Annotated in this window: 15 protein-coding genes; 4 read left to right on the top strand and 11 right to left on the bottom strand. The window is 69.6% G+C overall.

Annotated elements, in window-relative coordinates; translation table 11 throughout:
• The 11 genes from ABIE65_RS19815 to rpsF all read right to left on the bottom strand — a co-directional run bounded on the left by ABIE65_RS19815 (position 1) and on the right by rpsF (position 10,427).
• A complete protein-coding gene (locus ABIE65_RS19815; RefSeq protein ID WP_354080146.1) occupies positions 1-675 on the bottom strand; it encodes a CvpA family protein in 675 nt (224 codons plus the stop codon).
• Entirely contained in the window at positions 672-2,177 is a 1,506-nt protein-coding gene (gene radA, locus ABIE65_RS19810) for a DNA repair protein RadA (RefSeq protein WP_354080314.1), read from the bottom strand. Before radA ends, ABIE65_RS19815 begins: the two co-directional genes overlap by 4 nt.
• A 39-nt stretch (positions 2,178-2,216) precedes the next feature.
• Positions 2,217-3,005, bottom strand: a complete 789-nt coding sequence (locus tag ABIE65_RS19805) for an ABC transporter ATP-binding protein (RefSeq protein ID WP_502918557.1) — start codon at positions 3,003-3,005, stop codon at positions 2,217-2,219.
• A 77-nt stretch (positions 3,006-3,082) separates the two neighbouring features.
• A complete protein-coding gene (locus ABIE65_RS19800; RefSeq protein ID WP_354080145.1) occupies positions 3,083-3,856 on the bottom strand; it encodes an MlaE family ABC transporter permease in 774 nt (257 codons plus the stop codon).
• The gene (gene alr / locus ABIE65_RS19795; RefSeq protein WP_354080143.1) at positions 3,853-4,986 is read right to left on the bottom strand and encodes an alanine racemase; all 1,134 of its coding nucleotides are present in this window, start codon (positions 4,984-4,986) and stop codon (positions 3,853-3,855) included. The genes ABIE65_RS19800 and alr overlap by 4 nt, the downstream gene beginning before the upstream one ends.
• A gap of 66 nt (positions 4,987-5,052) precedes the next feature.
• A complete protein-coding gene (locus ABIE65_RS19790) occupies positions 5,053-6,561 on the bottom strand; it encodes a replicative DNA helicase (RefSeq protein ID WP_354080142.1) in 1,509 nt (502 codons plus the stop codon).
• A 141-nt stretch (positions 6,562-6,702) separates the two neighbouring features.
• Complete coding sequence (locus tag ABIE65_RS19785; RefSeq protein WP_354080141.1) at positions 6,703-7,917, bottom strand: class I SAM-dependent methyltransferase; 1,215 nt, start codon at positions 7,915-7,917, stop codon at positions 6,703-6,705.
• Positions 7,918-8,102: 185 nt separating this feature from the next.
• Entirely contained in the window at positions 8,103-8,678 is a 576-nt protein-coding gene (rplI, locus tag ABIE65_RS19780; protein ID WP_502918556.1) for a 50S ribosomal protein L9, read from the bottom strand.
• A gap of 8 nt (positions 8,679-8,686) precedes the next feature.
• Entirely contained in the window at positions 8,687-9,628 is a 942-nt protein-coding gene (locus ABIE65_RS19775; RefSeq protein ID WP_354080140.1) for a DUF2232 domain-containing protein, read from the bottom strand.
• A gap of 71 nt (positions 9,629-9,699) precedes the next feature.
• Entirely contained in the window at positions 9,700-9,966 is a 267-nt protein-coding gene (gene rpsR / locus ABIE65_RS19770) for a 30S ribosomal protein S18 (RefSeq protein ID WP_354080139.1), read from the bottom strand.
• On the bottom strand, positions 9,963-10,427 hold the full coding sequence (gene rpsF / locus ABIE65_RS19765; protein ID WP_354080137.1) for a 30S ribosomal protein S6: 465 nt from the start codon (positions 10,425-10,427) through the stop codon (positions 9,963-9,965). The genes rpsR and rpsF overlap by 4 nt, the downstream gene beginning before the upstream one ends.
• A gap of 297 nt (positions 10,428-10,724) precedes the next feature.
• Here rpsF and fabD point away from each other — a divergent pair, with 297 nt between their 5' ends.
• The 4 genes from fabD (at position 10,725) to fabF (ending at position 14,218) form a co-directional block, all read left to right on the top strand.
• The gene (gene fabD, locus ABIE65_RS19760) at positions 10,725-11,663 is read left to right on the top strand and encodes an ACP S-malonyltransferase (RefSeq protein WP_354080136.1); all 939 of its coding nucleotides are present in this window, start codon (positions 10,725-10,727) and stop codon (positions 11,661-11,663) included.
• A gap of 54 nt (positions 11,664-11,717) precedes the next feature.
• The gene (gene fabG / locus ABIE65_RS19755; protein ID WP_354080134.1) at positions 11,718-12,455 is read left to right on the top strand and encodes a 3-oxoacyl-[acyl-carrier-protein] reductase; all 738 of its coding nucleotides are present in this window, start codon (positions 11,718-11,720) and stop codon (positions 12,453-12,455) included.
• Positions 12,456-12,636: 181 nt separating this feature from the next.
• Complete coding sequence (locus ABIE65_RS19750) at positions 12,637-12,873, top strand: acyl carrier protein (protein ID WP_354080132.1); 237 nt, start codon at positions 12,637-12,639, stop codon at positions 12,871-12,873.
• Between the two features lie 82 nt (positions 12,874-12,955).
• Positions 12,956-14,218 carry a beta-ketoacyl-ACP synthase II gene (gene fabF / locus ABIE65_RS19745; RefSeq protein WP_354080131.1) on the top strand — a complete coding sequence of 421 codons (1,263 nt, stop codon included), beginning with the start codon at positions 12,956-12,958 and terminating at the stop codon, positions 14,216-14,218.
• The last annotated feature ends 68 nt before the right edge of the window (positions 14,219-14,286 follow it).

Below are 14,286 nucleotides of genomic sequence, written 5' to 3'. Positions count from 1 at the left end.
TCACTGGGTCCCCTTGATCAGGCGTTCAAGGTCTCGGCGCTCTTGGTCGGTATAGCCGGGACGGTCCTCGCGCGGGGCCTGTTCCGGTACCGTGGGCTGCGGCGTGTTGAGCCGCCGCAGCAATTGCTCGGTCTCCGCCGCCTCGCGGCTGCGCCGTTCGGCGCGGTTCACGATGGAGCGGCCCTCCATGCCGAAGCCGGCGGGAACGATGGCCTCGATCTCGCCCGCGGCCTCGCGGATCAGCGGTGTCGTCCGCGCCTCCCGCAGCCATGCCGGCTGCTCGTCCCAGGGTATGACCCAGGTCACCACCAGATAGGCGATGGTGACGAGAAGTCCACCGCGGACGAGTCCGAACAGGAAGCCCAGCGACTTGTCGACTGCCCCGTGGGCCGATTCTCCCACCGCCTTGGCGATGCGGCCGCCGATGACGCTGAAGACGATCAGGGCGATGGTGAACAGGCCGAGGGCCGTCGCGACGTTGGCGAACAGCTCGATCGGGATGAACTCGCCGACATAGGGCTGCACCGTCTCGAAGGCGTAGACGGTCACGACGACCGCGCCGACCCAGGAGACGAGGGACAGCACTTCGCGCACGAAGCCGCGCGAATAGGCGACCACCGCCGAGAGCAGGAGCAGGCCGATGACGGCGATGTCGAAGGTGTGGATGTCGCTCACGTCTGTCCCGTGCTGTAGGAGCGGCGGCCTTCGCCCCGTGTATCGCCGGACCGTGTCTCGCCGGGCTGCGTGGAAGAGGCGGGCGCGCCTTCGGGGCGATGCTCCGGCGGCTGCTCGCGGATGATGTCGACCAGTTCCTGAAGGCGCGCCAGTTCGCGCACCTGGATGCCGGGCGTCGCCTGCTCCCGCTTCGGCTTGCCTGCTTTCGCCCCACCAGTGCGGCGCGGCATCAGGGCGCCGGCGAAGCCGAGCTTGGCGGATTCCTTCAGGCGGGCCTCCGGCTGTGCCACGGGACGGATCTCGCCGGACAGGCCGATCTCGCCGAAGGCGACGGTGCCGGCGGGAACGGGCCTGGACAGAGCGGACGAGACCAGGGCGGCGGCGACCGCGAGGTCTGCCGCCGGTTCGGTCACGCGCAGTCCGCCGGCGACGTTCAGGTAGACATCGCGCATGCCGAGTTCCAGCCCGCAGCGCGACTCCAGCACCGCCATCACCATGGCGAGCCGGGAGGAGTCCCAGCCGACCACGGCGCGCCGCGGCGTCGCCAGCGACGACGGCGCCACCAGCGCCTGGATCTCGACCAGCAGCGGGCGCGTGCCCTCCATGCCGGCGAGCACCGACGAACCGCTGACCGGGTTCGCCTCGTCGCGGTCGCCGAGGAACAGCGCCGACGGGTTCGTGACCTCGGCGAGGCCGGCGCCGGTCATCTCGAACACGCCGATCTCGTCGGTGGCGCCGAACCGGTTCTTCACGCCGCGCAGGATGCGGAATTCGTGGCCGCGGTCGCCTTCGAAATAGAGGACCGCGTCGACCATGTGCTCCAGCACGCGCGGCCCGGCGATCGTGCCTTCCTTGGTCACGTGGCCGACGAGCAGCAGCGTGATGCCCAGGCGCTTGGTGAAGCGGATCAGCTCCTGGGCGCTGGCGCGCACCTGGGCGACCGTGCCGGGGGCCGAGTCGAACGTGTCGACGTACATCGTCTGGATCGAATCGATCACCAGCACGTCGGGCGGCGGTCCCGCCTCCAGCGTCGTGACGATGTCGCGCACGTCGGTGGCCGCGGCGAGGTCGATCGGCGCCTTGTCCAGCCCCATGCGGCCGGCGCGCAGGCGCACCTGGTCGACCGCCTCCTCGCCGGAGATGTAGACGCAGCGCGCGCCGCCCATCGCCAGCGACGCCACCGCCTGGAGCAGCAGGGTCGACTTGCCGATGCCGGGGTCGCCGCCGATCAGCACGCAGGAGCCGGGGACGAGGCCGCCGCCGGCCACCCGGTCCAGTTCGCCGATGCCTGTGGAACGGCGCGGCGGCGGCTCCGCCGCGCCATGCAGCGCCACCAGCTCGATGCGCCGGCCGGAGCCCTTGCCGAGGCCGCGCGGTGCCGCCTCGCGCGGCGTCTCCTCGACGATGCTGTTCCACTGGCCGCAGGCTTCGCATCGACCCGCCCACTTTCCGTAGACGGAGCCGCAGCTCTGACAGACGTAGCGGGCTGCGGCGCGCGCCATCAGTGCGGTCGCCCCCTCGTGGCCGGTTCGGTCCACGGCCTAGTCACGCCGCACCTGCATCTGGATGGGGCCTTCGGCGCGGCCGTGGATGAACTGGTCGACATAGGGGTCGCCGCTGGCGTCGATGTCGGCGACCGGGCCGGCCCAGACGATGCGGCCCTGGTGCAGCATGGCGATGCGATGCGCGATCTTGCGGGCGCTGGCCATGTCGTGGGTGATCGACAGCGCCGTGGCGCCCAGCTCGTGCACGCAGGCGACGATCAGGTCGTTGATGACGTCGCTCATGATCGGGTCGAGGCCGGTCGTCGGCTCGTCGAAGAAGATGATCTCCGGCCGGGTCGCGATGGCGCGGGCCAGCGACACGCGCTTCTGCATGCCGCCGGACAGTTCGGCGGGCGACAGGTCGGCGACCTCCGGTCCCAGGCCGACCGCGGCGAGATTCTCGATCGCCGCCTCGCGCGCCTGGCGGCGCGGCATCCGCTTGGCCTGGATCAGGCCGAAGGCGACGTTCTCCCAGACCGGCAGGCTGTCGAACAGGGCGCCGCCCTGGAACAGCATGCCGAACTTGGCGGCGATGGCCTCGCGGTCGCGGTGGCGCATGCCGACGACCTCGACGCCGTCGATCTTGATGCTGCCCCGGTCGGGCGTGAGGATGCCCAGGATGCACTTCAGCAGCACCGACTTGCCGGTACCTGAGCCGCCGATCACGACGACGGACTCGCCATCGGCGACGTCCAGGTCGACGCCGCGCAGCACCTGTTTCGCGCCGAACGCCTTGTGGAGGTCGCGCACGGCGATCTTCGGCGTTCCGCCCTGCGCGACGGGCATCGACGACATGATCGCGTCGTCCGGATCGTCCTGGGGGGGCGCAGGGGTGCGGCTGTTGGGGGCCGAGGGCGCGTCGGTCATCGGGCGAAGAACAGTTCGGTGATGATGTAGTTGGTCACCAGGATCAGGATCGCCGCCGAGACGACCGCGTTGGTCGTCGCGACGCCGACGCCCTGGGCGCCGCCGCGCGAATTGTAGCCGTGGTAGCAGCCCATCAGGGTGACGATGAAGCCGAAGGCCGCCGCCTTCACCAGCCCGGAGAAGACGTCGTTGAACTCGACGAATTCCAGCGTCTGGCGGACGTAGTTGTCCGGGTTGAAGCCCAGCTTGTAGACCGACACCAGATAGCCGCCGAGTACGCCGATGATGTCGCCGACGAACACCAGCACCGGCAGCATCGTGATGCCCGCCAGGATGCGCGGCGCCACCAGATACTTCATCGGGTTGGTGGAGAGGGTCGTGAGCGCGTCGATCTGCTCGGTCACCCGCATGGTGCCGATCTCAGCCGCCATCGAGGCGCCGATGCGGCCGGCGACCATCAGCCCCGCCAGCACCGGTGCCAACTCGCGGGTCATCGACAGGACGACGACGTTGGCGACGGCGCTCTCGGCCGAGAAGCGGGCGAAGCCGGTATAGCTCTGCAGCGCCAGCACCATGCCGCTGAACAGCGTCGTCAGCGCCACGACAGGCAGGGAGTAATAGCCGATGTCGACCAGCTGCCGCAGGATCAGGCGCGGGTACCAGGGCGGCCGGACGATGTGGCTGACGGCGTTCAGCGCGAACAGCGAGAGCCGCCCCGCCGCCTCCAGGAATGCCAGGAAGACGCTGCCGATCTGGGCGACGACGTTCATGCGCTCGGGGCCCCGCCGGTTCCGGTGTAGGTGCGGGCATAGCGGGCGCCCAGCGACGTGAGGATCTCGTATCCGATCGTGCCGGTGTCCGCCGCGACGGCGTCGATGTCGCGGTCCGGCCCGATCAGGGTCACCATGTCGCCCGGCGCCGCACCGCCCGGCACCTTCGTCACGTCGATCACGATCAGGTCCATGGATACGCGTCCCACCAGCGGTGCCGGGGTTCCGGAGACGTGGGCGACACCGCGCCCGCCGATCGAACGCAGCCAGCCGTCGGCGTAGCCCACGGCGACCGTGGCGAGCCGGCTGCCCGGTTCGACCGTGGCGGTCGCCCCGTAACCGACGCTCTCGCGCCTGTCAATGTCGCGGACCTGCAGGATGCGCCCATCGAGCCGCACGACGGGCCGCATCGGGTTCGGCAGGCCGGGCGTCGGGTTGCCGCCATAGAGGGCGTAGCCCGGCCGGCCCAGGTCGAAATGCCAGTCCGCGCCCAGGAATATGCCGGACGAGTTGGCGAAGGTGACCGGCGCGCCGGCGAAGGGTGCCGGCAGGCGCGGCAAAGCGGCGCGCATGCGGCGCAGCTGCTCCGCGTTCTGCGGATGCTCCGGTTCGTCGGCACAGGCGAGGTGGCTCATCACCCAGGCCGGCGCGATGCCGTTCAGGGCGGCGGGATGCGCCGCCAGGGCATCGACCTCGGCCGGCGACAGGCCCAGTCGGCACATACCGGTGTCGAGCTGCAGGATCGCCCGGGGCAGGTCCGCGCCGGCGCCGCCGCGGTTCTCCCGCGTGAAGGCGCCCCAGGCGTCGATGTCGTGCCCGCTGTTCAGCACCGGCATCAGGCGGTGGCGCGCATAGACCGCCTCGCAGGGGTGAACCGGTGCCGCGAGCACGCCGATCGCCGCCTGCGGCAGCAGGACCCGCAGCGCGATCGCCTCCTCCAGCTGCGCCACGAAGAAAGTGTCGCAGCCGGCCGCCGCCAGCGCCGGCGCCACGCGCATCATGCCCAGCCCATAGGCGTCGGCCTTGACCACCGCAGCGCAGGCGGCGGTCCCCATGCGGGCGCGCAGCAGCCGCCAGTTGGCGCCGATGGCGTCGAGGTCGATGGTGAGGACGGCGCCGGGACAGGTCACGGACGCGGTACCCGCAACCACGGCACGGAAGGGGCATGCGGGCGGGACGCCCGCGCTCCGAGGGCGTCAGAAGGGGACATCGCCGCCCATGCCCGTCGGTGCGAGGTTGCCGAAGCGGGTGAGCTCGGCTTCGAACAGCAGGCGCACCTTGTCGGTCGGGCCGTGACGCTGCTTGGCGACGATGACCTCCGCCATGTTGTGCACCTTGTCCATCTCGGCCTGCCACTCGGCGTGTTCGGCGGTGCCCTCGGCAGGCTCCTTGCGGCCCAGATAATACTCCTCGCGATAGACGAACATCACGACGTCGGCATCCTGCTCGATCGAGCCCGATTCGCGCAGGTCGGAGAGCTGCGGCCGCTTGTCCTCGCGCTGCTCGACGGCGCGGCTCAGCTGCGAGAGGGCCAGCACGGGCACGTCCAGTTCCTTGGCCAGGCCCTTCAGGCCGCGGGTGATCTCGGAGATTTCCTGCACCCGGTTCTCCGGCCGGCCGTTCGGCGAGCCGCGCATCAGCTGGATATAGTCGACGACGATCATGTCGAGCCGCCCTTGCGTGCGCAGCAGCCGCCGGCACCGGGTGCGCAGCGCCGACACCGACAGGGCCGGCGTGTCGTCGATGAAGATGCGCGACTTGGAGATTTCCTGCGAGGCGACGAAGACCTTCTGGAACTCGTCGTTGGTGATGGCGCCGCGCCGCACCCGGTCCGAGGACACGCCGGAATGCTCGGCGAGGATACGCAGGACGAGCTGCTCGGCCGACATTTCCAGCGAGAAGAGCGCCACGACGTGGCCGTCGACCCGCGTCCGCGTGCCGTTCTCGGCCAGTTCCTCGAACGAGGCGCGGGCCGCGTTGAAGGCGATGTTGGTGGCCAGCGCCGTCTTGCCCATGCCCGGCCGGCCGGCGAGGATCAGCAGGTCGGAGCGCTGCAGGCCGCCCAGCAGCTTGTCGAGCCCCTCCAGGCCGGTCGTCACGCCGGTCAGCATGCCCTCGCGGCGGAAGGCCGACTCGGCCATCTGCAGCGCCTTGACCAGCGTCCGATCGAAGGCTTGGAAGCCGCCCTCGATCTGGCCGGTCGAGGCCAGTTCGAACAGGCGGTGCTCCGCCTTCTCGATCTGCTGGACGGCGTTGATGTCCAGGTCGGCGCCGTAGGCCTCGTTGACCACGTCCTCGCCCAGTTCGATCAGGCTGCGGCGCAGGTGCAGGTCGTACAGCGTGCGGCCGTAGTCCTCGGCGTCGATGATGTTGAAGGCGCTGGCCGCCATCTCGGCCAGGTACCGCGCGCCGCCGACATCGGCCAGGTCGGCGTCGTTCTCGAAATAGCGCCGCAGGGTGGCCGGCGTCGCCTGCTGGCCGCGTTCGATCAGCTTGCCGCAGGCCTCGAAGATGCGGCCGTGCACGCCGTCGGCGAAATGCTCCGGCAGCAGGAATTCCGACACCTTCTCGTAGGCGCGGTTGTTGACCAGGATCGCGCCCAGCAGCGCGATCTCGATCTCGATGTTGGCGGGCGGCGAGCGGTAGGACGGCTCGCCGCCGCTCCGCTCGGTGAGGGAGGTGACGGTGGCGGGGCTGCTGTTCATCGCCGGACCTTACAGCAAACGCGGCGTCTGCGGTGGGGCGCGGTGGCCCCGACCTGTGACGGGGTTATCCCCAGGTCGGGACAACCGCCCCTGCGCCTTGCGGGCGGCGGGGGAAGCCTGTGGACAAACCTGTGCCCGCCTCTACGCCGCCATCCGCTCGCGCTCCCGGTCGACCATGTAGTCGCGGGTCAGCGGCACGGCGTTCAGCTTCTTCGAGAGCTGCAGCTGAAAGACCATCTGGCGCCAGTAGAGGAACGAGGATTCGCAGGCGAGCAGGTAGAATTCCCACATGCGCACGAAGCGCTCGTCGTAGAGGCGCAGGATCTCCTCGCGATTCTGGTCGAAGCGGCGCTTCCACTCGGCCAGGGTCTTGGCGTAGTGCAGCCGCAGGATCTCCATGTCGGTCACCCACAGGCCGGTGCGCTCGACGGCGGCGAGGGTTTCCGACAAGGCGGGGCTGTAGCCGCCGGGGAAGATGTACTTGCGGATCCAGGCGTTCGTGCTGCCCGGCGGCTCCATGCGGCCGATCGAGTGGAGCAGGGCGACGCCGTCGTCGGCCAGCAGCTCCTTCACCTTGGCGAAGAACTGCCGGTGGTGGAGCGCGCCGACATGCTCGAACATGCCGACCGAGACGATGCGGTCGTAGCGCTCGGTCTCCTCGCGATAGTCGCGCAGGTGGAAGCGCACGCGGTGCGACAGCCCGGCCTCCTCGGCGCGCCGCGTCGCCACGGCGTGCTGGCGCTCCGACAGGGTGATGCCGGTGACGTCGCAGTCGGCCTCCTTCGCCAGGTGCAGCGCCATGCCGCCCCAGCCGCAGCCGATGTCGAGCACGCGCTGGCCGGGTTCCAGCAGCAGCTTGGCGGCGATGTGCCGTTTCTTGTTCTCCTGCGCAACCTCCAGACTCTCGTTGTCGCTGCGGAAATAGGCGCAAGAATATTGCTGGTCCTTGTCGAGGAAGAGCTCGTAGAGCCTGTCCGACAGGTCGTAGTGGTGCGCGACGTTGCGGCGGGAGCGGGGCAGCGGATTGAACTGCTGCAGCGGCCGGCCGAGCTGGACCATGCGGTCGAAGAAGGCCTGCCACGGACTGCCCTCGAAGGCCTCGGCATTGACGCCGACCAGGTCGAAGAAATCTCGCAGCGTCCCTTCCTCGATGGTCAGGGTGCCGTCCATGTAGGCTTCGCCGATATAGAGGCGGGGGTTCAGGGCGAGCCGGCTGTGCAGGCGGCGGTCGTGCAGCCGGATGGCGCTGACCGGCCCGGGTTCGACCCCGCCAAACCGGTGCACGTGCCCGTCGGCGTCGGTCAGGCGCAGGGCGCCCTTGCGGATGATCCGCTTCAAGAGCTTGGCGAAGAGCATGGTCCCCGATCCCCCCTGAGGTTGCGGAACGATCTCGACGTGGCCGAAGTCTAGCCAGCGATACTGCGGGTGGGTACCCCCAAAACGAAGGACGGGGCGGATCGAAAGATCCGCCCCGTCAAACATTTGGCTACCCGCCGCGGCCGCCGTGCGGCCATGTCGCCCCGTGCGGGCGACCGCGCCGGTCAGGCGTTGTCGTCGTCGCGCTCGGGCGCACCGCCGAGGAACTCCTCGAGGCCGGCGCCGAGCTCGAAGTCGCGCTCTTCCTCGACCGGGGCGTTCACGTTCTCGCCGCGCGCCTGGCGTGCCGCCTCGTCCTCGGTCCGCGCCACGTTGGCGACGACGCTGATCGCGACTTCCGGGTGCAGGTTCACGGTGACCGTGTGCAGCCCCAGCATCTTGATCGGCTGGCCGAGCTGGACCTGACGGCGGTCGACCGACACGCCGCCCGCCTGCATCGCCTCGGCGAGATCGCGTACCGAGACCGAGCCGTAGAGCTGGCCGCTGTCGCCGGCCTGACGGATCAGAGTGACGGTCATGCCGTCGATCTTGCTCGCGACCGATTCGGCCTCGCGGCGACGCTCGAGGTTCATCGCCTCCAGCTGCGCGCGCTGCTTCTCGAACTGGGCGAGATTGGCCTTGTTGGCGCGAAGGGCCTTCTTCTGCGGCAGAAGGTAGTTCCGGGCATAGCCCGGCTTCACCTTCACCACGTCCCCCATCTGCCCCAGGCTCGGGACACGCTCCAGAAGGACGATGTCCATCAACATGCTCATTCCTCCTCGGGTCCCCGCGGCCGCCCGTAGCGGAGCCGCAGTTTTGCGAACGGCTCCAACAGGCCAGCCACGGTAACGACCAGGGCCGGCCACCCGGAAACGATCAGGACCAGGTAAAAAATCGACAGCGACAGTGTCCGGGCCGAAACACGGTTCGCCAGGGCATGGACGACGCCCAGGCCCTGTAAGAAGAACGGCACGGCGAACACGATCGCCAGATTGCCCGCGATATAGCCCACCGTGCCGCTCGCCACAATGGCAAAGAGCAGGCAGGCACCGAGGGCGTAGTACGGCCATACAGGCAGGACGAGTTCCGCGAGCGGCGGCGAGGGGCGGATGTTGCGGCCGAAGCCGGACAGCACGCCCTGGGCGAGGCTGCCGTTCACCGTCATCATCACGATCCAGGAAACGCCGATGGCTCCCGGGAAAAAGCCGGCCAGGCTGTCGGCGAAGGCGCGGCGCTCGGCCTCGTCCATGCCGGCCTGCATCATCCCCTGAAGCGCACTGTCCAGCGTGTCGCGCACGCCGGCGCGCAGCCCATCCTCGCCGCCGCCGAAAGCGAGCGCTGCAGCCAGGATGCCGGCCGCCGCCATGCCGGAGAGCAGGGCGATCAGATGACCTGGCGGATACCAGACGATGGTGCCGTCGGGTGCCGGCCGGTTGAGCAGCGCCTGACGCACGATCACGAGCAGCGGCGCCACGCTGGTGGCGACGAACAGCAGGCCGGCATAGACGCTGCCGGCCGCCGCCACGACGACGGTCGCGAGCACGCCCGCGGTGACCGCGGGCGATAGGCCGAGGCCGAAGCCGATGAGGAAGAGCGGGACCTGGGACAGATAGGCGAAGAGCGTGCCCCCCATCGTCCCCGTCATGAGGGCGAGGTAGAGGAGGCCGCTCGCTGCCCCGCCTGCCAGGGCGAGAAGGACCGATCTCGGCATCCCGTCTGCTCCGCTCGCGGTCCCGGCCGCCGCCCCCGAAAGAAAGAACGGGGGGAGGCCGCCGTCAGCCGTTACTGGAGGATGTAGGGCAGAAGGCCGAGGAAGCGGGCGCGCTTGATCGCCTGGGCGAGTTCGCGCTGCTTCTTCGCGGACACCGCGGTGATGCGGCTCGGCACGATCTTGCCGCGCTCCGAGACGAAGCGCTGCAGGAGCCGGATGTCCTTATAATCGATGGTCGGCGCGTTCGGCCCGGCGAACGGGCAGGACTTGCGGCGGCGGAAGAAGGGGCGGCGCGGACCGCCGCCACCGCCACCGGAGCGCTGTGCGGAAGCGTTCATTCCGATGCTCCTTCGCTGGTGGTTTCGTTACGGTCGCTCCGCTCCGGGCGGTCGCCGCGGTCACGGTCGCCGCGCTCCGGTCGGTCGCCACGCTCGGGCCGGTCGCCGCGCTCGCCACGGCGGCGATCGTCGCGGGACGACCGCGCCTGCATCATCGCCGACGGGCCTTCCTCGATCGCATCGATGCGGATCGTCACGTAGCGCAGCACGTCCTCGCTGAGGCGCATCTGCCGCTCCATCTCCTGGATGGCGTCGGACGGGGCGTCCAGGTCGAACATCACATAGTGCCCCTTCCGGTTCTTCTTCATCCGGAAGGCCAGGTTCTTCAGGCCCCAGTGCTCGCGCTTGGCGATCGAGCCGCCGCGCTCCTCGACGACGGCAGCCAACTGATCGGCCAGCGCCTCGACCTGGGTCCCCGACATGTCCTGGCGGGCGATGATCACGCTCTCGTAATAAGGCATAGGTTCCTTGATCTCCCGCGTCAGGCCGGTCCCGTATCGCCGACCGACCTGCATTGAACCCGCGTCAGATAGTACTTAAAGCGGGCCTGCAAACCCTTGCATTCCGCCCATGACGAATTCTCCGCAAAAACCGAGTGGTTCTGCGGCGGCTCCGTCCGGAAAGAGCCGCGCTTATACACGATTCCCGGGACCGTGCAAGCAGAGGCGGCACGACGCCGCAACATAACCGACACGCGGCTTGACAGGGCCGCACGGCGCCCTTCATTGAACCGCAACTTGCAGGGAGGAAGAGAGAATATGGAGCGCGCCTTCGTCTTTCCGGGGCAGGGGTCCCAGGCCGTGGGGATGGGCAAGGCCCTGGCCGAGGCCTATCCCGCCGCGCGCGAGGTGTTCCAGGAGATCGACGACGCGCTGTCGCAGCGCCTGTCGAAGCTGATGTTCGAGGGGCCGGCGGAGGAGCTGACCCTGACCGAGAACGCGCAGCCGGCGCTGATGGCGGTCAGCATGGCGCTGGTCCGCGTCCTCCAGGCCGAGGCGGGCGTCAACCTGCAGCGCAGGGGCCGCTTCGTCGCCGGCCACTCGCTGGGCGAATATTCGGCGCTGGCCGCGGCCGGTGCCCTGCCGGTGGCCGAGGCGGCGCGGCTGCTGAAGCGGCGCGGGCAGGCGATGCAGGGCGCCGTGCCGGTCGGCGTCGGCGCCATGGCGGCGATCCTCGGCCTCGAACTCGACGCGGTGCGCGCCGTCGCCGACGAGGCGGCCGAGGGGGAGGTCTGCGGCCTCGCCAACGACAACGCCCCCGGCCAGATCGTGCTGAGCGGCGACAAGGCCGCCGTCGAGCGCGCCGTGGCGCTGGCCAAGGGGCGCGGCGGCAAGGCGATCATGCTGCCCGTCAGCGCGCCGTTCCACTGCACCTTGCTGCAGCCGGCCGCCGACGCGATGGCCGCGGCGCTCGCCGGCGCCTCGCTCGCCGAGCCGCACCTGCCGCTCGTCTCCAACGTGACCGCCGCGGCCGTCACCGACCCCGGCGACATCCGCGACCTGCTGGTCCGGCAGGTGACGGCGATGGTGCGCTGGCGCGAGAGCGTGCTCTACATGAAGGCGGAGGGGGTCGAGCAGCTGGTCGAACTCGGCGCCGGCAAGGTGCTGACCGGCATGGTGCGCCGCATCGATCCCGACTTGACCGGCCTGTCGGTGCAGACCCCGGCCGACCTGGACGGGTTCGTGAAGCAGCTCTGACCCCGGCTCCGGCCGACCGCACGACTGGCCGACACTCACTATATGAGAGGACTGATGTTCGATCTGACCGGCCGCAAGGCGCTCGTCACCGGGGCATCCGGCGGCATCGGCGGCGCCATCGCCCGCGCGCTGCACGCCCGGGGCGCCACCGTGGCGCTGTCGGGCACCCGGCTCGAGCCACTCGAGGCGCTCGCCGCCGAACTGGGCGAGCGCACCCACGTCCTGCCCTGCGACCTGCGCGACGCCGCGGCGACCGACGCGCTCGTCGGCCAGGCCGAGGCGGCGATGGGCCAGCTCGACATCCTGGTCAACAATGCCGGCCTCACCCGCGACGGCCTCGCCATGCGCATGCGCGACGAGGACTGGCAGGCGGTGCTGGACGTCAACCTGACGTCGGCCTTCCGCCTGTCGCGCGCCGCGCTGAAGGGCATGATGAAGCGCCGCCACGGCCGCATCGTCGGCATCACCTCGGTGGTGGGCGTCACCGGCAACCCCGGCCAAGCGAACTATGCGGCGTCGAAGGCGGGCATGATCGGCATGACCAAGTCGCTGGCGGCCGAGGTCGGCAGCCGCGGCATCACCGTGAACTGCGTCGCCCCCGGCTTCATCGCGACCGCGATGACCGACGTGCTGAAGGACGAGCAGCGCACGGCCCTGCTGGGCCGTATTCCGGCCGGGCGCCTGGGCGACGTGGCCGACATCGGCGCCTCGGTGGTGTATCTCGCGAGCGACGAGGCGTCTTATGTGACGGGCCAGACCTTGCACGTAAATGGCGGCATGGCCATGATTTGACGGCATCACCGCTTGGGTTTGACCGCCGGGGCGGGCACGTGCATAACGTCCTGCGGAACGCTGGCCACGCTGCGGCTTTCATGTTAGGTACCCGGCCCTTGCCGCCGGTTTTCGGGATCGGCCTGCGGCAATCGCCTCATCCGATCAAGCACACTAGAGAAATTCTCGAGGTAGCCTCTCCATGAGCGACATTGCCGAGCGCGTTAAGAAGATCGTTGTGGAGCACCTTGGCGTCGATGAGGCCAAGGTCACCGAAGGCGCCAGCTTCATCGACGATCTCGGGGCCGACAGCCTCGACACCGTCGAGTTGGTGATGGCCTTCGAGGAAGAGTTCGGGGTCGAGATCCCGGACGACGCGGCGGAAAAGATCATCACGGTCAAGGACGCCGTCGACTTCATCAAGGAACACGCTGCCTGACTTGCCTGCGGGCATTGGAGCGCATGGACGCGGCGCCGGGCCAATACCGGGGCCGCGTCGCGCGACTAGGCCGGAGACAGAGATGAGACGCGTTGTGGTGACCGGCATGGGCGTCGTCTCGCCGCTCGGATGCGGTGCGGATGCCTGTTGGAACCGGCTCGTCGAGGGTGAATCGGGCATAACTGCCATTCAGTCCTTCGACGTGTCCGATCTTCCGGCGAAGATCGCGGGACAGGTGCCGCGGGGGGAGACCGCCGAAGGTCGTTGGAATCCCGACGACTGGATGGAGCCGCGCGAGCAGCGGAAGGTCGACCGTTTCATCGTGTACGGCGTCGGTGCCGCGGCGATGGCGATCGAGGATTCCGGCTGGAAGCCGACCGACGAGGAGTCGTGCGAGCGCACCGGCGTCATGATCGGCTCCGGCATCGGCGGCCTGCAGGCGATCGAGGAAGCCGCCGTCCTGCTGAAGGACCGCGGGCCGCGCCGCATCAGCCCGTTCTTCATTCCCTCCGCGCTGATCAACCTCGCCTCCGGGCACGTGTCGATCAAGCACGGGTTCAAGGGACCGAACCACTCGGTCGTGACCGCCTGTGCCACGGGTGCGCACGCCATCGGCGATGCCGCCCGGCTGATCGCCTTCGACGACGCCGACGTCATGGTGGCCGGTGGCGCCGAGGCCGCGGTCTGCCGCCTCGGCATCGCGGGCTTCTCCGCCTCGCGTGCCCTGTCGACCCACTTCAACGACACGCCGGAGCGCGCATCGCGTCCCTGGGACCGTGAACGCGACGGCTTCGTCATGGGCGAAGGCGCCGGCATCGTCGTGCTCGAGGAGTACGAGCACGCGAAAAAGCGCGGCGCCAAGATCTATGCCGAGGTCGTCGGCTACGGCATGTCGGGCGACGCCCACCACATCACGGCCCCCGCCGAGGACGGCAGCGGCGGCTTCCGCGCGATGCGCATGGCGCTGAAGCGGGCCGGGCTCAACCCCGAGGACATCGACTACGTCAACGCGCACGGCACCTCGACGCCGCTCGGCGACGAGATCGAACTGGGTGCGGTGAAGCGCCTGTTCGGCGACCACGCCTACAAGATCTCGATGTCGTCGACGAAGTCGGCCGTCGGGCATCTGCTGGGCGCCGCCGGCAGCGTCGAGGCGATCTTCTCGATCCTGGCGATGCGCGACGGCGTGGTCCCGCCGACGCTGAACCTCGACAATCCGTCCGAGGGCTGCGACATCGACCTGGTGCCGAAACAGGCGAAGCAGCGCAAGGTGCGGCACGCCCTCTCCAACTCCTTCGGCTTCGGCGGGACCAACGCCTCGCTGATCTTCGCGCCGGCGCCCTGACCCCCGGGTCGTGACTTCCGGGGCCCGCTTCACCGCCGTCTCGTCCGCCCCCGTGGCGACCGCCGTCG

The organism is Constrictibacter sp. MBR-5, from assembly GCF_040549485.1.
In the GTDB taxonomy this organism is placed as follows: Bacteria; Pseudomonadota; Alphaproteobacteria; order JAJUGE01; family JAJUGE01; genus Constrictibacter.
The sequence above is the reverse complement of the archived record's forward strand: the minus strand, read 5'-3'. Positions and strand labels throughout refer to the sequence as shown.

Coding starts and splice junctions, on each gene's coding strand:
- radA (WP_354080314.1), bottom strand. CDS start 2,177: ATGGCGCGCGCCGCAGCCCGCTACGTCTGTCAGAGCTGCGGCTCCGTC.
- ABIE65_RS19805 (WP_502918557.1), bottom strand. CDS start 3,005: ATGCCCGTCGCGCAGGGCGGAACGCCGAAGATCGCCGTGCGCGACCTC.
- ABIE65_RS19800 (WP_354080145.1), bottom strand. CDS start 3,856: ATGAACGTCGTCGCCCAGATCGGCAGCGTCTTCCTGGCATTCCTGGAG.
- ABIE65_RS19790 (WP_354080142.1), bottom strand. CDS start 6,561: ATGAACAGCAGCCCCGCCACCGTCACCTCCCTCACCGAGCGGAGCGGC.
- ABIE65_RS19785 (WP_354080141.1), bottom strand. CDS start 7,917: ATGCTCTTCGCCAAGCTCTTGAAGCGGATCATCCGCAAGGGCGCCCTG.
- rplI (WP_502918556.1), bottom strand. CDS start 8,678: ATGGACATCGTCCTTCTGGAGCGTGTCCCGAGCCTGGGGCAGATGGGG.
- ABIE65_RS19775 (WP_354080140.1), bottom strand. CDS start 9,628: ATGCCGAGATCGGTCCTTCTCGCCCTGGCAGGCGGGGCAGCGAGCGGC.
- rpsR (WP_354080139.1), bottom strand. CDS start 9,966: ATGAACGCTTCCGCACAGCGCTCCGGTGGCGGTGGCGGCGGTCCGCGC.
- rpsF (WP_354080137.1), bottom strand. CDS start 10,427: ATGCCTTATTACGAGAGCGTGATCATCGCCCGCCAGGACATGTCGGGG.
- fabD (WP_354080136.1), top strand. CDS start 10,725: ATGGAGCGCGCCTTCGTCTTTCCGGGGCAGGGGTCCCAGGCCGTGGGG.
- fabG (WP_354080134.1), top strand. CDS start 11,718: ATGTTCGATCTGACCGGCCGCAAGGCGCTCGTCACCGGGGCATCCGGC.
- ABIE65_RS19750 (WP_354080132.1), top strand. CDS start 12,637: ATGAGCGACATTGCCGAGCGCGTTAAGAAGATCGTTGTGGAGCACCTT.
- fabF (WP_354080131.1), top strand. CDS start 12,956: ATGAGACGCGTTGTGGTGACCGGCATGGGCGTCGTCTCGCCGCTCGGA.